Here is a 17,578-nt window from a genome sequence, read left to right as displayed (position 1 = left end):
CGGATGGGACCGCGCAGTGCGGGGCTATGAGAGCCAGGACGGCCGACGGCCGGCTGAGACCGACCATCTCTCGCGGTTCGAAGCCGAGATGGACCGGCTGAAGACCGATCGGGAGAAGGCCGTCCAGCACGCCGAGGACCTCGGCTACCAGGTGGAGGTGTTGCGCGCCAAGCTGCACGAGGCGCGCCGCAGCCTCGCGACCCGGCCTGCCTACGACGGGTCGGACATCGGCTACCAGGCCGAACAGCTCCTCCGTAACGCGCAGATCCAGGCCGACCAGCTGCGCGCCGACGCCGAGCGCGAGCTGCGCGAGGCCCGTGCGCAGACCCAGCGGATCCTCCAGGAGCACGCCGAGCAGCAGTCCCGGCTCCAGTCCGAGCTGCACACGGAGGCCGTCAACCGGCGCCAGCAGCTCGACCAGGAACTCTCCGAGCGCCGCCGCACGGTCGAGACGCACGTCAACGAGAACGTGCAGTGGGCCGAGCAGCTGCGCGCCCGCACCGAGCAGCAGGCCCGCCGCCTCCTCGACGAGTCGCGCGCCGAGGCCGATCAGGCGCTCGCCGCCGCCCGTACCGAGGCCGAGCGCGTCGCCGACCAGGCCCGCCAGCGCCTCACCTCCGAGGCCGAGGAGGCGCGCGCCGAGGCGCAGTCGATCCTGGCCCGCGCCCGGCAGGACGCCGAGCGCCTGCTGAACGCCGCGTCGACGCAGGCGCAGGAGGCCACCGACCACGCCGAGCAGCTGCGGACGTCGACGAGCGAGGAGTCCGAGCAGGCCCGCCGCCGGTCCGGCGAGCTGAGCCGGGCCGCCGAGCAGAAGATCGCCGAGGCGGACAGCGCGCTGCGCGAGGCCCGCACCGAGGCCGACAAGGTGCTCGCGGAGGCGAAGGACGCCGCGGCCAAGCAGCTCGCGACCGCCGAGTCGACCAACGAGCAGCGCACCCGCACCGCCAAGGAGCAGGTGGCCCGCCTGGTCCAGGAGGCCACCAAGGACGCGGAGACCACGAAGTCGGAGGCCGAGCAGGTCGTCGCCGACGCGCGCGCCGAGGCCAAGCAGCTGATCGCCGCGGCCAAGGAGAAGGCCCGTACGGTCACCGCCGAGGAGACCGCCGGCGAGCTCGCGAAGGCCGCGCGCACCGCGGAGGACGTGCTCAACAAGGCGTCCGAGGAAGCCAAGGCGACGACGAAGGCGGCGGCCGACGAGGCCGAGCGGCTCCGCTCCGATGCCGAGGCCGAGGCCGACCGGCTGCGCGCCGAGGCGCACGACCTGGCGACGGAGCTCAAGGGCGCCGCCAAGGACGACACCAAGGAGTACCGCGCCAAGACCGTCGAGCTCCAGGAGGAGGCGCGCAGGCTGCGCGGCGAGGCCGAGCAGCTGCGGGCCGAGGCCGTCGAGGAGGGCGAGCGGATCCGGGCCGAGGCCCGCCGCGAGGCCGTCCAGCAGATCGAGGAGTCGGCCAGCACCGCCGAGCAGTTGCTCTCCAAGGCGAAGGCGGACGCGGACGAGCTGCGGACCGCCGCGACGACGGAGAGCGAGCGCGTCCGCACGGAGGCCATCGAGCGGGCCACGTCGCTGCGCAAGCAGGCCGAGGAGACCCTCGAACGCACGCGCGCGGAGGCCGAGCGGTACCGCACCGAGGCCGAGGAGCAGGCCGAGGCCACCAGGTCCGAGGCGGAGCGCGCGGCGCAGGAGCTCAAGGACGAGGCCGAGCAGGCGATGCGGGCCAAGCAGGAGGAGGCGGCCCGCGAGCTGACCCGCCTGCACACGGAGGCCGAGGAGCGCCTGACCGCATCGGAGACGGCGCTGAACGAGGCGCGGGAGCAGGGCGAGACGCTGCGCCGCGAGGCCGCCGAGGAGGTCGAGCGGCTGCGCGCGGACGCAGCCGAGCGTGCCCGTACGGTGCAGGCGCAGGCCGAGACGGAGGCCGAGCGCCTTCGTACGGAGGCCGCGTCCGACGCCGCGACGACCCGCTCCGAGGCCGAGAACGTCGCCGTACGACTGCGGTCCGAGGCGTCCAACGAGGCGGAGCGGCTCAAGACGGAGGCGCAGGAGTCCGCCGACCGGATCCGCGCCGAGGCGCAGACCGCCGCCGAGCGGATCGCCACCGAGGCCGCCGAGACGCTGGCCGCCGCCCAGGAGGAGGCGGCGCGGCGCCGCCGCGAGGCCGAGGAGACGCTCGGCAGCGCGCGCGAGGAAGCCGATCAGGAGCGCGAGCGGGCCCGCGAGCAGAGCGAGGAACTGCTCGCCGTGGCGCGCGCCCGCGTGGACGAGGCGCAGACCGAGGCCGTACGTCTGGTCGAGGAGGCGGACCAGCGGGCGACCGAGATGGTCTCCACCGCCGAGCAGACGGCGCAGCAGGTGCGCGACTCCGTGGCCGGGCTCCAGGAGCAGGCCCAGGAGGAGATCACCGGGCTGCGCAGCGCCGCCGAGCACGCGGCGGAGCGCACCAGGACGGAGGCGCAGGAGGAGGCCGACCGGGTCCGCTCCGACGCCTACGCGGAGCGCGAGCGCGCCACCGAGGACGCGAACCGGGTCCGTTCCGAGGCCACCGCCGAGGCGGAGGCCGCCAAGGCCATGGCGGAGCGCACGGTTTCGGAGGCGTTCACCGAGGCGGAGCGGCTGCGCACGGACGCGTCCGAGCACGCCCAGCAGGTCCGTACGGAGGCCTCCGATCTGCGCTCGGCCGCCGACCAGGACGCCTCGCGCACCCGCGCGGACGCCCGCGAGGACGCCAACCGGATCCGCTCCGACGCGGCCGAGCAGGCCGACACCCTGATCACCGAGGCGGCCACCGAGGCCGAGCGGCTGACGACGGAGACCAACGCGGAGGCGGAGCGGGTCCGCTCCGAGTCCACCGCGAAGGCCGAGAAGCTCGTCGGTGACGCGAGCACCGAGGCCGAGCGGCTGCGCGCCGAATCGACGGCCGCCGCCGAGCAGTTGACCAGCGAGACGCGGGCCGAGGCCGAGCGCGTACGGACCGAGTCCGTCGCCCAGGCCGAGAAGCTGATCTCGGACGCGTCCGGCGACGCGGAGCGGCTGCGCGCCGAGGCCGCGGAGACGGTCGCCTCCGCGCAGCAGCACGCCGAGCGGATCCGCACCGAGGCGGAGCGCGTCAAGACGGACGCCGCGGCGGAGGCCGAGAGCATCACGGCGGCCGCCCGCGAGGAGTCCGAGCGCACGCTGGACGAGGCCCGCAAGGACGCCAACAAGCGGCGCACGGAGGCCGCGGAGCAGGTCGACAAGCTCATCACGGAGTCCGCGACCGAGGCCGACAAGCTGACCCGCGAGGCGCAGGAGACGGCGCAGAAGACGACCGCCGACGCGGAGTCGCAGGCCGACACGATGGTCGGCGCGGCCCGCACGGAGGCCGAGCGACTGGTCGCGGAGTCGACCGTCGAGGGCAACACGATCGTGGAGAAGTCCCGTACGGACGCGGACGAACTGCTCGTCGGCGCCCGCAGGGACGCGACGCAGATCAGGGAGCGCGCCGAGGAGCTGCGCGACCGGATCACGGCCGAGATCGAGGAGCTCCACGAGCACGCCCGCCGCGAGTCCGCGGAGGCCATGAAGAACGCGGGCGAACGCTGCGACGCTCTGGTCAAGGCCGCGGAGGAACAACTTTCCGAGGCGCAGACGAAGGCCAAGGAGCTTCTGAACGACGCGAATTCGGAGGCCGGCAAGGTCCGGATCGCTGCCGTGAAGAAGGCCGAAGGCCTTCTCAAGGAAGCCGAGCAGAAGAAGGCCGAGCTGTCCCGCGAGGCGGACAAGATCAAGGCGGACGCGGAGCAGGAGGCCACCGCCATGATCGACAAGGGCCAGCGGGATCTCGACGTACTGGTCAGGCGCCGCGAGGACATCAATGCCGAGATCTCCCGTGTCCAGGACGTGTTGGAGGCGTTGGAGAGTTTTGAGGCTCCGTCCGGCGGGGGAGGCAAAGACGGCGGCGTCAAGGCGGGGGCCACGGCGGGGGCCACACGTTCAGGTGGCAAGGGCTCGGAGGGCTAGCCTTTCGGCCAACTACCGTGCTCTCCAAGGACCTTTGGCCCTGTTCTGGCAAGCACTCCGTCCCTACGCCACTCAAAAGGGGTGACATTCTAGAGTCGAAGGCTGATCAATACGACATCTGCCCGATGACACGCCGCTACGCCCCCTAGGATTCCCCCTATCACCTCACCGGTCTCATTCGACAGGAACCCCATGAGCGACACTTCCCCCTACGGCTTCGAGCTTGTGCGGCGTGGGTACGACCGCGCTCAGGTGGACGAACGGATCTCCAAGCTCGTCTCCGACCGTGACAGTGCTCTTGCCCGTATCACTGCTCTGGAAAAGCGCATCGAGGAACTCCACCTCGAGACGCAGAACGCTCAGGCGCAGGTGAACGACGCGGAGCCGTCGTACGCCGGCCTCGGCGCCCGCGTCGAGAAGATCCTCCGCCTCGCCGAGGAGGAGGCCAAGGACCTGCGCGAAGAGGCCCGCAGGGCGGCCGAGCAGCACCGGGAGCTCGCCGAGTCCGCGGCCCAGCAGGTGCGCAACGACGCGGAGTCGTTCGCCGCCGAGCGCAAGTCCAAGGCCGAGGACGAGGGCGTTCGGATCGTCGAAAAGGCCAAGGGCGAGGCCACCTCGCTGCGCACCGAGGCGCAGAAGGACGCGCAGTCCAAGCGCGAGGAGGCGGACGCCCTCTTCGAGGAGACGCGCGCCAAGGCCGCCCAGGCCGCCGCCGACTTCGAGACGAACCTGGCCAAGCGCCGCGAGCAGTCGGAGCGCGACCTGGCCTCGCGTCAGGCCAAGGCCGAGAAGCGCCTCGCCGAGATCGAGCACCGCGCGGAGCAGCTCCGCCTGGAGGCCGAGAAGCTGCGCACGGACGCCGAGCGGCGCGCCCGCCAGACGGTGGAGACGGCCCAGCGCCAGGCCGAGGACATCGTCGCGGACGCGAACGCCAAGGCGGACCGCATCCGCAGCGAGTCCGAGCGCGAGCTGGCGGCGCTCACCAACCGCCGCGACTCGATCAACGCGCAGCTGACGAATGTCCGCGAGATGCTGGCCACCCTCACCGGTGCGGCAGTCGCTGCGGCGGGCGCCCCGGCGGAGGAGGAGCCCATCTCCCGCGGGGTTCCGGCCCAGCAGTCCCGGTAGGCCGTTTCAGCCCCTGCGGCGATTGAGCAGCGGGGTCCGGGGCGGAGCCCCGGGGCGCTCGCCGGGTAGCTGGGGCTGGGCTTGGGGCTCTGCCCCATACCCCGCGCCTCAATCGCCGGCGGGGCTTGAAATGCCCCCGCCGAGGCTTGAGGGAGCCGAGCTCGAAGCCCCCGGTCACTCACGAGTGGCCGGGGGCTTTGTCGCGATTTAGCGTGGCCGCATGATCGAGCTCTCGGGGCTGACCAAGCGCTACGGCGAGAAGACGGCCGTGGACGACCTCACCTTCTCCGTCCGGCCAGGAATCGTCACCGGATTCCTCGGCCCCAACGGCGCGGGCAAGTCCACCACGATGCGGATGATGCTCGGCCTCGACAACCCGACGGCGGGCGACGTCCGGATCGACGGCAAGCACTACGCCCAGCTGAAGGACCCGCTGCGCTACATCGGCGCGCTGCTCGACGCGAAGGCGATGCACGGCGGCCGCAACGCCTACAACCACCTCCTCTGCCTGGCGCAGTCCAACGGCATCCCCAAGAGCCGCGTGTACGAGGTGCTCGACACGGTCGGCCTCACGGCCGTGGCCCGTAAGAAGGCCAAGGGTTTCTCGCTCGGCATGGGGCAGCGGCTCGGCATCGCCGGCGCGCTCCTCGGCGACCCGCAGATCCTGATGTTCGACGAGCCGGTCAACGGGCTCGACCCCGAGGGCATCCACTGGATCCGCAACCTGATGAAATCCCTCGCGTCCGCCGGCCGTACCGTCTTCGTCTCGTCCCACCTGATGAGCGAAATGGCGCTCACCGCCGACCATCTGGTGGTCATCGGGCAGGGACGGCTCCTTGCCGACATGTCGATGCCGGACTTCATCCGGCAGAACTCGCGCTCGTACGTCCGGCTGCGCTCACCGCAGCACGAGCGCCTGCTGGACGTGCTGCACCGGGCCGGCATCACGGTCGTGGAGTCCGGCGGCGCTCTCGAGGTGGACGGCCACCCCGCAGAGGAGCTCGGCGAGCTCGCGGCGCGCAACCAGCTCGTCCTGCACGAGCTGAGCCCGCAGCAGGCCTCCCTGGAAGAGGCGTTCATGCAGCTGACGGCGGAGTCGGTGGAGTACCACGCGCACACGGACGCTCCGGAGCAGCAGAACCCGCAAGGCCCAGTGACCCCACAGAACCCGATGGCCCCACAGACTCCGCAGGCCCCACAGAACCCGGGAGCCCCACAGAACCCGCAGCAGTCGGGCTGGGGTTCCAGCTGGAACCGAGAGAAGGGCGCCTGAGATGGCCGCGGCCCAGGTCCTCCGCTCCGAGTGGACCAAGATCAAATCGGTGAACTCGACGGCCTTCACGCTCGGCCTCGCGGTGCTCGTCTCCGTCGGCCTCGGCATGCTGATCAGCGCGTTCACCGGCAACGAGTTCGACAAGATGTCGACCGGGGACAAGCTGACCTTCGACCCGACCTTCATCTCCTTCTCCGGCCTCTCCCTCGGCCAGCTCGCGATGCTGGTCTTCGGGGTCCTCGTGGTCGCGAGCGAGTACAGCACGGGCATGATCCGCACCTCGCTCGCGGCGGTCCCGCAGCGCGGCACGTTCCTCTTCTCCAAGATCCTGGTCGCCGCGCTGCTCGCGCTCGTCGTCGCGCTGGTCATCAGCTTCGCGTCGTTCTTCCTCGGCCAGCTGATGCTCGGCGACCACGGCACGGACCTGGGCGCGCCGAACGTGCTGCGCGCGGTGTTCGGCGCCGCCGTCTACATGACGCTGATGACGATGTTCTCCATGGGCGTCGCGTCGATGCTCCGCTCCCCCATGCTCTCGCTCGGCATCCTGATGCCGTTCTTCTTCCTGGTCTCGCCGATCCTCGGCAGCGTCTCGGCCACGAAGAAGGTCGCCCAGTACTTCCCCGACCAGGCGGGCCTGAAGGTCATGCAGGTGGTGGACCCGCCGAGCGACGACGCGCCGTACGGACCGTGGGGCGGGCTCGCGATCCTGCTGGTGTGGGTGGCGGTGGCGCTGATCGTCGGATACGCCCTGCTGAAGAAGCGGGACGCGTAGGACAGGGCCTAGCCTGCGGCCCCATGGCGCTCATCGATCCCAGCCGCACCCTTGTCTCCCTCGGCTACGACACCGTCCCCGCCCTCACTCCCCTCAGCTACCCCGGCCGCCCGGTCACCGCCCCGGCCCTCCTGCGCGGCGACGAACTCCTCGACCTGGACGTGGAGCGCGAGCTGCCCCGCTGGACCGCGGACCGCACCCCCGTCCTCGCCGTCGGCTCCAACGCGGCCCCCGCCCAGGTCGCGTACAAGCTGAAGAAGCTCGGTCTGCCGATCGCCGTGCCGATGGTGCCGCTCCCCACCCGCGGCATCGGCGTCGGCTGCTCCGCACACATCGGGCGCAACGGATATGTGGCGGCCGCCCCCTACCCGGATCCGCGGGCCGCGCGCACCCTCGTCGTGTCCTGGCTCGATGCGGCCCAGCTGAAGGCGGTCGACGCCACCGAGCTGCCGAACTACCGCAGGACCACCGTCCCCGGCGCCCCCGTCCCCGGTCTGCAGATGTACGTGGGTGAGCACGGCGTTCTCGTCGACCCGGGCACCGGTGCCCCGCGGGCCGGCGGCGGCGACCAGGCGGGCCTCCTGAGCGCGCTCATGGCGGCCTCTCCGGAGCTGGCCGCGCTGCTCGGCCCTGCCCCGCGGGACTGGGTACGGCGCGCGGCCGCGTCCCCCGCCGTACGCGAAGAGGGCACCCGGATCCTGCGCTCGGGCGGAACAATCCCCTCCGGCCCCGCCTGACGCTTTGCTCACTCTTGGCCGGAACCGTCAGCGCACGTATACGCTCCTAACCCTTACGGGGGCGTCTGCCCCGACGTCCGGAAACTCTCAGAACCTTCCGATCCGATGGGTGCGGAGAATGATCGAGGCAGTCGGCCTGACGAAGCGCTATGGCGCGAAGACAGCCGTGTACAACCTTTCCTTCCAGGTGCGGCCGGGGACCGTGACCGGGTTCCTCGGGCCGAACGGCTCGGGCAAGTCCACGACGATGCGCATGATCCTCGGCCTCGACCAGCCGACCGCCGGCCACGTGACCATCGGCGGCTATCCGTACAACAGGCTCCCGAACGCTCCGCGCCAGGTCGGCGCGCTGCTCGACGCGAAGGCCGTGCACGGCGGCAGGACCGCCCGCAGCCATCTGCTGAGCCTGGCCCAGCTCTCCGGCATCCCGGCCCGCCGGGTCGACGAGGTGCTCGGCGTCGTCGGTCTTCAGGACGTCGCGAAGCGGCGCTCCAACGGGTTCTCGCTCGGCATGGGGCAGCGGCTCGGCATCGCCGCCGCGCTCCTCGGCGACCCGCAGGTGCTGCTCTTCGACGAGCCGGTCAACGGGCTCGACCCCGAGGGCATCCTCTGGGTCAGGAACCTGATGAAGCAGCTCGCCTCCGAGGGGCGCACGGTCTTCGTCTCCTCGCACCTGATGAGCGAGATGGCGCTCACCGCCGAGCACCTGATCGTGATCGGACGCGGGCAGCTGCTCGCCGACATGAGCGTGCGGGACTTCATCGCGCACAACTCGGCCGGCTTCGCGCGGGTGCGCACCCCCGACAGCGAGCCGCAGCAGCGCGAGAAGCTGACGGCGGCGCTGACCGAGGCGGGCGGCCAGGTCATGCCCGAGCAGGACGGCGGACTGCGCGTCACGGGCCTGGTACTGCCGCAGATCAGCGATCTGGCACACAGCGCCGACGTACGGCTGTGGGAGCTGTCGCCGCACCAGGCGTCGCTGGAAGAGGCGTACATGCGGATGACGCAGGGCGCCGTCGACTACCGCTCGACCGTCGACCAGCGCGCGGGCCTGCACGAGCAGCTGCCGCCCGGCGCGGTGCCGCCCGCCCAGATGCCGGTGCCGGGACAGGGCCAGCCGGGCTGGTACGCCCCGCCGCCGCCCCAGGCCCCGGGTCAGGCTCCGGTCCAGGCCCCGGTCCAGGCCCCGGGTCCGGGTCAGCCCCCGGTCCACGCCCCGGTCCAGCCGCCCGCCCAGCAGCCCGTCGCGGACCAGAATCCGTACGCGGCCCCGATGCCCCCGCCGGCCCCGCCCGTCGCGCCGGCTCCGGCCGCCGCACCGGCCCCGACCGCCCCGCCGATGGACAAGGACGCCCGATGAGCACGCCGCCCCCGCCCCTCGCCGCTCCCGGCGCCTCGTACGCCTCGCCCATCCCGATCCGCAAGGCGCACCTGGGCGACGCACTCGCCTCGGAGTGGACGAAGATCCGTTCCGTGCGCTCCACGATGTGGACGCTGGGCGTGATGATCGTGCTGATGGTCGGACTCGGTCTGGCCTCGGCCGCCGTGGTCGCCGCCGACGACGGCTCGTCGCCGAGCAGCCAACAGGTGCTCAGCCTCGGCTTCTTCGGCACGCTGCTCGGCACCATCTGCGTGATGACCCTCGGCGTCCTGACCATCGCCTCCGAGTACGGCACCGGCATGATCCGCACGACGATGACGGCCTGCTCCAGCCGGAGCCGGGTGCTCGCCGCCAAGGCGATCGTCTTCTTCCTGCTCGTCACGGTGCTGACCACCGTGTTCGCCGCACTCGTCGGCGCGCTCCAGGTGGGCATCGTGGGCGTGGACTCGCCGGAGGGCGGCACGTGGGCGAAGTCGACGCTCGGCGTCGGCCTCTTCGTCGCGCTGCTCGGCCTGCTCGGGCTCGCCGTCGGCACGCTCGTACGGCACTCGGCGGGCGCGATCACCATCATGGTCGGCGTCGTGCTGCTGCCGCTCGTCATGGCGATCTTCATGTTCTCGGAGTCGCTCAAGGACCTGCAGCAGGCGCTGCTCGAGTACTCGGTCCCCAGCCAGCTCGCCGTGCTCTACGACAACTCGGTGACCGCGGGCTCGGGCCCGACCGGCTGGCAGCCGCTGTGGATCATGGCGGCGATCACCGCGGTGGCGCTCGGCGGCGCGTTCCTGTCGCTCAACAGCCGCGACGTATAGCCGTACAGCTGGACGTACAGCGCTCCTTGGGCCCGGTGGCCTTCAGTACCGCGGCGCGTTCTTGGACCGCTGCACCTTCGTGGTGCGGCGGTCCTTCGCGTTCCAGCACGCCTTGTGCCAGTGCCGCCGGTCGTCCACTCCCCCGTACTCCGGCCAGGCCACCACATGTGCGACACCGGAGGGGATCTGCTGGTCGCAGCCGGGGCAGCGGTACGTCTTTCCGGCCGCGCTCGCGCCCGCCACGTGGCGCACGCTCCACTGCTCGCCCTGCCAGCTCTCCGTGGACTGGAACCCGCCGTAGCGCTTCGCTTCGTCCCCGCTGCTCGTGGAGTCGCTACTGCGGGACGACCCGCCTGCTTTCGGGCGGTTGCGGCGCGGAGACACGTCTCACCTCTGAGTGTGTGAACGGAGCAGGAGGTCGCAAACAGCGTACGCCGATACGGAGGGGGCACTCGAGGTCCATCGGTCCGGCCCGATGTCAAGATCTGCCGGAAAATCTGCCAATCTTCATGCGAGGCCGTGTCCTTGGCACTTGCCAACCGTTATTGCCTATAGGGGGAATGCCCGCGTCGGTGCCGAGGAAGGCAGGAAAGCGATGCGCGTAGGAACATTTGTACTGGCGGCCCAGTTTCCGGGTCAGGGGCAGGGAGAGGCACTGCATCGCGCGGTGCGATCCGCGGAGGTCGCCGAAGAGGCGGGCCTCGACTCCGTGTGGCTCGCCGAGCACCACTTCGTGCCGTACGGGACCTGTCCCTCGGCCGTGACGCTGGCCGCGCTGCTGCTCGGCCGCACGAACACGCTGCGGGTCGGTACGGCGGTCAGCGTGCTGCCGACCGCGCACCCGGTCGCCCTCGGCGAGCAGGCGGCATTGTTGCACGTCACGTCGGGCGGCCGGTTCTCGCTCGGCGTCGGCAGGGGCGGGCCCTGGGTGGACCTGGAGGTCTTCGGGGGCGGCATCGAGGCGTACGAGAAGGGCTTCCCGGAATCCCTCGACCTGCTGCTCAAGTGGCTGCGGGACGAGCATGTCGGGGGCGCCGGTGAGCGCTTCGCCTTCCGCGAGGTCCCTGTCGTGCCGCGCCCGACCGAGGCGATCGGCGGAGCGGTCCAGGAAGGGCCGGAAGTGATCGTCGCCTGTACGTCACCGAACAGCGTGCGGCTCGCCGCCGAGCGGGGTCTGCCGATGCTGCTCGGCATGCACATCGGGGACGAGGAGAAGGCCGAGATGGTCGGCCTGTGGCGACGCCGCGCCCGCGAGGCAGGACGCTCGGTCGACGAGATCTACGCGGCGGAGCACGTGTCGGCCGGTGTCGCCCAGATCGGTGACAGCGAGTCGGAGGCCGCGGAGACACTCCTGAAGGCGATGCCCGGCTGGCTGAAGCAGGGGCTCGACGCCCATGTGACGGTCGACGGCAGGGCGCGGGCGATGCGCGACCCGTACGCGTACACGGAACTGCTGTGCTCCCTGCACCCGGTCGGCACCCCGCAGTTGTGCGCGGACCGACTCGCGGCGACATCGGAGCGGACGGGGATCACGCGGTTCGCGCTGCTCGTCGAGGGCTCGGGAGATCTCACGGCCACGGAGGAGAACGTGCGGCGTCTCGGAGCCGAGGTACTGCCTCAACTCGACTGACGCACTGGGACGTTGCCCTCGGCACCCGTCGGCCCGTACAGATGCACCTCCCGCGCACGGGCCGGCAGGCAAAGGCTGTTACGCCCTCAGCCGTCAGCAGTCACGCAGTTCCGGTGACTGGTTGAGCAGCTGATTGCGGGCCGAGGTGAAGCGGGCGAGCGTCTCGTCCACCGACGGGTCCTGCGGAAACACCGCGACCCGGTGGCAGTTCTGGAACGCGAGGCGGACACCGAAGTGCCGCTGCAGCGCCCCACGTATGGCGTCACTCGCGAGCGCGCGCAGAAGCTGTCCGCGTGCCTGCTCGTCCGGGGGCGGCGTCTGGTTGTCGGCGAACGCTCCGCCGTCGACCTTCAGCTGAGCCACCAGGGAGCTGATCATCTCCCATGCGTAAGGCAGGGAGGTCCGGACGCAGTCGACGAAGTCCTTTTCGTCGACCTCGCCTCGCTCGGCCTGATCCAACAGCGCCGGTGAGACGTCGAGCGACATGGGTTCTCCTCTCGCACCCCCGGGGAGCGGGGGCTGACGGACAGGGCAGAAGTCCTTGGCACGAGCACTCCGTGGAACACGCAGCGTGCACGCGCCGCGACCTCCTGTCTTCTACGTTAGGCAACGTGTCCGAACGGCAACAGGGCGTAGGGGTATTCGTTCGTACACAACCGGCCAATGCCGAACGCGTGCTTACTGGAATTACGGGAATTAAAGGGGCGCACCGCAGGTGCTCGGGTGGTGCGGTGGTGGGAGACGGGAGGGAGAAGTGCGTCGACCACCGAGGGTCGAGTAGCGTTGCCGACCATGCGTCTCGTCATCGCCCGTTGCTCCGTGGATTACGCGGGCCGGCTCACCGCCCATCTCCCGTCGGCACCCCGCCTCATCCTCGTGAAGGCGGACGGCAGCGTCTCGATCCATGCGGACGACCGTGCCTACAAGCCCCTCAACTGGATGTCGCCGCCGTGCACCTTGAAGGAGGGCACCGGAGACGACGAGGGCAAGTGGACCGTCGTCAACAAGGCGGGTGAAAAGCTCATCATCACGATGGAGGAGATCCTCCACGACTCCTCGCACGAGCTCGGCGTGGACCCCGGCCTCATCAAGGACGGCGTCGAGGCCCACCTCCAGGAGCTGCTCGCCGACCGTATCGACACGCTCGGCGAGGGCTACACGCTCATTCGCCGCGAGTACATGACGGCGATCGGCCCGGTCGACATCCTGTGCCGGGACGGCGAAGGGCAAACCGTGGCCGTCGAGATCAAGCGCCGTGGCGAGATCGACGGGGTCGAGCAACTCACGCGCTACCTGGAGCTGTTGAACCGCGATCCGCACCTTGCCCCCGTGCGGGGTGTCTTCGCGGCGCAGGAGATCAAGCCGCAGGCGCGAGTCCTTGCGACGGACCGGGGTATCGGGTGCGCCGTGCTGGATTATGACGCGATGCGGGGTATCGAGGACGACAAGCTGCGGCTCTTCTGAGGGTGCGGGGCCCCGGGGTTGACGCCTCGGGGCCCCGCGCCTCAAATGCCGACGGGGCTTGATATGCCCTCAGGCGGCGTTGCTCGGAGAGTTCGGCGTCGTCGTGATCGGGCCGCTTGCCGTGTCCGAGGTGTCCGGCGTCGTCGGCGGGGTCGTCGTCGCCGGTGGCGGGGTTGTCGTCGCCGGCGGCGGGCTCGATGTCGGTGGCTTCGTCGGCGTCGGAGTGGGCGACTTCGTCGGAGGCTTGGTCGGCGATTTCGTCGGGGACTTCGTGGGCGACTTGGTCGGCGACTTCGTCGGGTCGTCCGGCGTCTTGGAGCCGCTCGGCGAGCTGGACGGCTTGTCGCTCGCCCCGCTCGACGGAGTCGGGTCGTCCGCCGTGCCGAGGACGCCGTCCTCGCCCGGGTCGGTCGGCGCCGCGCTCGTTTTGCCGTCGCCGTCGCCCGCCCCCTCGGCGCCGAGGTCCCCGCCGTTCTCCCCCGCCGTCGCCGACGGTTTCGTGTCGACCTTGTCCGACGGCGGGTCGTCGTTGCCCGACGTGGCGCCGAGCGTGACGACCGTGCCGAGCACCGCCGCGAGCAGCGCGCCTGCGCCCGCCGCCACCATGTTGCGCCGGGCCCCGCCCACCACCGATTTACGCGAGGGCGCCTTGCCCCCGACGACGGTCGGGGCGGGCGGTGCGGGTGGTACGGGTACGGGCGTGGCGGCCTGACGGGTCACCAGGGTGTCGGGCTCGCTCGGCGCTTCGGACCGTGTATACGCGGGGACTCCGCCGGGCGGCGAGGCCGACTCCTCGTACATCGCGTCCGGGACCTCGTCGCCCGCCGCCGTGCTGCCACCGGGCAGCGAGCCGCCCGAGAGGTCGGCGACCAGGGCGAGGGCCCGGCGCCCGGCGATCGTGCCGTGCTTGTCGGCGACGGCGCCGCGCAGCGCGATGGAGGCCTCCAGCTCGAAGCGGGCCCGGTCGAGCTGCCCGTCGAGGAGCGCGAGGATCCCCAACTCGTGGTGGAAGTACGCCTCCTCGGCCACCTGTCCCGTGGAGCGCGCCGCTTCGAGGCCGGCCCTGAGGGCGCGCTCCCACGCGCTCCAGGCGAGTCCGGCGGCGAAGGCGGGCGCGGCCGCGCGGGCCAGCTCCACGGACGCCTCAGGGGCCGTCGTCGCCGCGAGCGCGGCCAGCACCGCGTCGGACTCGGCGGCCGCCCGCTCGGGCCCGACCGACGGGTGTGCCGCCCACCACGCGTAGTGCTGGGCGGCGGTGTGCCCGCGGCCGGCCGCGTCGGTGCCGTAGCCCGCGGCCTCCAGTTGCCGGTGCACTCCGGCGGCGAGGCGGTAGCGGCCGCCGACCGGCGTGACGAGCGCGCAGGAGACGAGCTCGGCGAGGGCGGCGTCGGCGTGTGTGTCACCGACGAGCGCCGGCAGATGCGCCTGGTGCGGGATCTCGCCGCCGAGCGCGACCGCGAACTCCAGAGTGGCGCGCGCGGAGACGCCGAGCCGGGACGCGAGCAGCGCGGCGGGCGCGGCGGCCTCGGCGAGCGCGGGCAGCGGTACGTCGTGCCCGTCGGCGTCGAAGGGCGCGTCGATCGGTGCCGCGTCGGGACCCTCGTAGTACCCGAACGCGTCGAAGGCCTCGGGGTCGGCGCGGAGTTGGTCGCGCTGCCGGAGCAGGGCGCCGGCCTGTACGAACCGGAGCGGCAGGCCCTCGGACTCGAACCAGAGGTCGGCGGCCCACTGCGCCTCCTCGTCGGTGAGCACCCGGCCGACGGCCCGCTCCAGGAGCTCCTGTCCGCCGCCGCGGCCGAGCCCCGCCAGGAAGACCTCCTCGACGTGCGAGTCGGCGGACGGCGCCGGCACGTCGGGCGTCGCGGACAGCAGGAAGGCGCACTCGGGCGTCGCTTCGAGGAGTTCGTCGAGCGCGGCGCCGCCGAACTCGAGGTCGTCGAGGACGACGACGGCGCCGATCTCGTGGACGAGTTCGAGCAGCAGCGCGCGGTCGGGTCGGTGCAGCGGCGCCTTGTGGACGGCGCCGAACAGGTCGTACAGCAGGTCCTCTACGGAGCGCAGGTGGCCGCAGAGCCGGACGACGCCGTCGGGCGCGATGTCGGCGCAGTCCTCGGTGACCTGGTCGAGCAGCGCCGTACGCCCGGATCCCGCGGGCCCCGTGAGCCGTACGGAGCGGCCGCGCGCCAGGAGCCGCACCAGGCGCTCCCGCTCCTCCTGCCGCTCCAGGAGCGGCAGTTGCAGCGGTGCGGGGCCGGGCGGCAGCGGTGGCCGGGCGGCGCGGGCGAGCGCCGCACGCTCCGTGGCGTCGTACTTGGTGGGCCGACCCGGGAGCTCGCCGGGCGGGCAGGATTCGATCTCGCTGCCGTCAACGGGATTGACGGTCAGCAGGTGGTCGCCCGAGACGAGTCGCACGGTGCGGGCGAGCGCGGGTGACGCCTGGCCGTAGTCTGGCGTCAGAGGATCGCGGGGCGGACGCTGGCGTCCCCCGCTGCCGTCTGCCCCGTCGCGCCGTTCCTGGCTGGAATCTTGCGGTCCCCGGTCCATCGGGTCCATTGTCAAAGCCCCCCAAAAGCGTGGTGTGCCGCTTGCCCCTCCCGGCCTGTGCACACCGCACTGTCGCTTCGCCAAGTATCTACGAAGCCGGGAGGTCCCGCGCCGCCCGAGACGTCACAGTCTCGTGAGGATTGTCAGCGGTTCCCGCCGGAATGACTGGTTCACACCCTTCCGGGGTCAAACCTTCCGGTTCAACCGTCAACTCCCGGCCGCGCGCGGCCTTCCGCCTCGGACGCGCGGCTCAGACGCGCGGCTCAGACGCGCGGCTCAGACGCGCGGCAGGGACTCGACGCCGATGCCACCCTCGATGGCCAGGATCCGGTGCAGTCTGGTGGCGACGAGCAGGCGCTGCATCTGGGGCGGCACACGGCGCAGCACGAGCCGGCGTCCGCAGCGGCCCGCCCGGCGGTGGGCGCCCATGATGACGCCGAGCCCCGTCGCGTCCCAGGAGTCGAGTTCAGACAGGTCGAGCACCAGGTCGCCGATTCCGTCGTCGACGGCGGTGTGCAGGACCGAACGGGCGTCCGCCGCGCTGCGGACGTCGAGGCGGCCCCCGACGACCAGCTCGACGTGGTCGCCCCTGATGTACATATGCGCTCCCCGTGGGAAATACAGAAGTGCTCGGCGTGGTCGGAGTACGCGACTGCTTCTGAGCCGGTACTCAGCTGTTCATGTGATCCGGAAGATCCGGTGATCCGGGTGATCTGGGTATGTCACTGCAACTGACGGGCCGCGGGGGCCGAAAGTTGCCGTCTGTAAGCGAACCGATACCGAATTCACCCCGAGGGGTGACATGGCATCAGCTGTGCGATCAAGCGTGCTTGTAGAAGCCCTGCCCGCTCTTGCGGCCGATGTCACCGGCGTCCACCATCCGGCGCATCAGCTCCGGCGGCGCGAACTTCTCGTCCTGCGACTCGGTGTAGATGTTCTCGGTCGCGTGCAGCAGGATGTCGACGCCCGTCAGGTCTGCGGTGGCGAGCGGCCCCATCGCGTGACCGAAGCCCAGCTTGCAGGCGACGTCGATGTCCTCGGCGGTGGCGACCCCCGACTCGTACAGCTTCGCGGCCTCGACGACGAGGGCGGAGATGAGACGGGTCGTCACGAACCCGGCGACGTCCCGGTTCACCACGATGCAGGTCTTGCCGACGGACTCGGCGAACTCCCGCGCCGTGGCGAGCGTTTCGTCGCTCGTCTTGTAGCCGCGCACCAGCTCGCACAGTTGCATCATCGGTACGGGCGAGAAGAAGTGCGCGCCGACGACGCGCTCCGGGCGTGCGGTGGCCGCCGCGATCTTGGTGATCGGGATGGCCGAGGTGTTCGAGGCGAGCACCGTGTCGTCCCGCACGATCTTGTCGAGCGCGCGGAAGATCTCGTGCTTCACTTCGAGCTTCTCGAAGACGGCCTCGACGACGACGTCCGCGTCGGCTGCCGCGTCCAGTTCGGTGGTCGCGGTGATGCGGCCGAGCGCGGCTTCCGCTTCGGCCGCGTCGAGCTTCCCCTTGCCCACGAACTTCTCGTACGAGGCCTTGATCCCGTCGGTGCCGCGCGTGAGCGCTTCGTCGGTGACGTCGCGCAAGACGACGTCCCAGCCCGCCTGGGCGGAGACCTGCGCGATGCCCGACCCCATGAGGCCGGCTCCGATGACGGCGAGCTTCCCTGCCACGTACGTCCCCTAACCGCGTGTCCGCGCGACCGCTTAACCACTGTTTACGTTGCTCTCCGGCGGACACTAGCGCCCGTGAGCGGCCGTGTGACCGCTAAGAGATGCGCGTCACGTCTCGAATGACGGACATCACACTGAGCCGGATCAGTGATCGATCATCCGTGC

At 71.3% G+C, this 17,578-nt stretch carries 14 protein-coding genes; 9 read left to right on the top strand and 5 right to left on the bottom strand.

What is annotated here, in order from left to right:
- The first annotated feature begins 16 nt into the window (after window positions 1-16).
- From scy to OG746_RS11610, 7 genes are all read left to right on the top strand, one after another.
- The gene (gene scy / locus OG746_RS11640) at window positions 17-4,003 is read left to right on the top strand and encodes a polarized growth protein Scy (RefSeq protein ID WP_266714171.1); all 3,987 of its coding nucleotides are present in this window, start codon (window positions 17-19) and stop codon (window positions 4,001-4,003) included.
- A gap of 192 nt (window positions 4,004-4,195) precedes the next feature.
- Window positions 4,196-5,131 (top strand): coiled-coil domain-containing protein, encoded by a 936-nt coding sequence (locus tag OG746_RS11635; RefSeq protein ID WP_266714169.1) that lies wholly within the window; start codon window positions 4,196-4,198, stop codon window positions 5,129-5,131.
- Window positions 5,132-5,351: 220 nt separating this feature from the next.
- Entirely contained in the window at window positions 5,352-6,404 is a 1,053-nt protein-coding gene (locus OG746_RS11630) for an ATP-binding cassette domain-containing protein (RefSeq protein WP_266714167.1), read from the top strand.
- A gap of 1 nt (window position 6,405) precedes the next feature.
- The gene (locus OG746_RS11625) at window positions 6,406-7,176 is read left to right on the top strand and encodes an ABC transporter permease (RefSeq protein WP_266714165.1); all 771 of its coding nucleotides are present in this window, start codon (window positions 6,406-6,408) and stop codon (window positions 7,174-7,176) included.
- 23 nt (window positions 7,177-7,199) lie between these two features.
- The gene (locus OG746_RS11620) at window positions 7,200-7,913 is read left to right on the top strand and encodes a hypothetical protein (RefSeq protein ID WP_266714163.1); all 714 of its coding nucleotides are present in this window, start codon (window positions 7,200-7,202) and stop codon (window positions 7,911-7,913) included.
- Between the two features lie 118 nt (window positions 7,914-8,031).
- Entirely contained in the window at window positions 8,032-9,273 is a 1,242-nt protein-coding gene (locus OG746_RS11615) for an ABC transporter ATP-binding protein (protein ID WP_266714161.1), read from the top strand.
- Window positions 9,270-10,103: an ABC transporter permease gene (locus tag OG746_RS11610; RefSeq protein WP_266714159.1), complete on the top strand. Its 834-nt coding sequence runs from the start codon at window positions 9,270-9,272 to the stop codon at window positions 10,101-10,103. The genes OG746_RS11615 and OG746_RS11610 overlap by 4 nt, the downstream gene beginning before the upstream one ends.
- A 42-nt stretch (window positions 10,104-10,145) precedes the next feature.
- On the opposite strand, the gene OG746_RS11605 is transcribed toward OG746_RS11610, so the two are convergent.
- Window positions 10,146-10,487 (bottom strand): Rv1322 family protein, encoded by a 342-nt coding sequence (locus tag OG746_RS11605; RefSeq protein WP_266714157.1) that lies wholly within the window; start codon window positions 10,485-10,487, stop codon window positions 10,146-10,148.
- Between the two features lie 211 nt (window positions 10,488-10,698).
- Between OG746_RS11605 and OG746_RS11600 the strand changes: the two genes are divergently transcribed.
- Window positions 10,699-11,733, top strand: a complete 1,035-nt coding sequence (locus OG746_RS11600; protein ID WP_266714155.1) for an LLM class flavin-dependent oxidoreductase — start codon at window positions 10,699-10,701, stop codon at window positions 11,731-11,733.
- A 93-nt stretch (window positions 11,734-11,826) separates the two neighbouring features.
- Here the strand turns inward: OG746_RS11600 and OG746_RS11595 are convergent, their stop codons facing one another.
- Window positions 11,827-12,219: an SCO5389 family protein gene (locus tag OG746_RS11595; RefSeq protein ID WP_266714153.1), complete on the bottom strand. Its 393-nt coding sequence runs from the start codon at window positions 12,217-12,219 to the stop codon at window positions 11,827-11,829.
- 306 nt (window positions 12,220-12,525) lie between these two features.
- On the opposite strand from OG746_RS11595, the gene nucS reads away from it, so the two are divergent.
- On the top strand, window positions 12,526-13,197 hold the full coding sequence (gene nucS / locus OG746_RS11590; RefSeq protein ID WP_266714151.1) for an endonuclease NucS: 672 nt from the start codon (window positions 12,526-12,528) through the stop codon (window positions 13,195-13,197).
- A 69-nt stretch (window positions 13,198-13,266) separates the two neighbouring features.
- On the opposite strand, the gene OG746_RS11585 is transcribed toward nucS, so the two are convergent.
- From OG746_RS11585 to OG746_RS11575, 3 genes are all read right to left on the bottom strand, one after another.
- The gene (locus OG746_RS11585) at window positions 13,267-15,750 is read right to left on the bottom strand and encodes an ATP-binding protein (protein WP_266714149.1); all 2,484 of its coding nucleotides are present in this window, start codon (window positions 15,748-15,750) and stop codon (window positions 13,267-13,269) included.
- Window positions 15,751-16,017: 267 nt separating this feature from the next.
- Window positions 16,018-16,341 carry an STAS domain-containing protein gene (locus OG746_RS11580; RefSeq protein WP_266714147.1) on the bottom strand — a complete coding sequence of 108 codons (324 nt, stop codon included), beginning with the start codon at window positions 16,339-16,341 and terminating at the stop codon, window positions 16,018-16,020.
- Window positions 16,342-16,561: 220 nt separating this feature from the next.
- Window positions 16,562-17,413, bottom strand: coding sequence for a 3-hydroxyacyl-CoA dehydrogenase family protein (locus OG746_RS11575; RefSeq protein ID WP_266714145.1), 852 nt, complete (start codon window positions 17,411-17,413; stop codon window positions 16,562-16,564).
- Window positions 17,414-17,578 lie beyond the last annotated feature (165 nt).

This window comes from Streptomyces sp. NBC_01016, assembly GCF_026341035.1.
Lineage (GTDB): Bacteria > Actinomycetota > Actinomycetes > Streptomycetales > Streptomycetaceae > Streptomyces.
The sequence above is the reverse complement of the archived record's forward strand: the minus strand, read 5'-3'. Positions and strand labels throughout refer to the sequence as shown.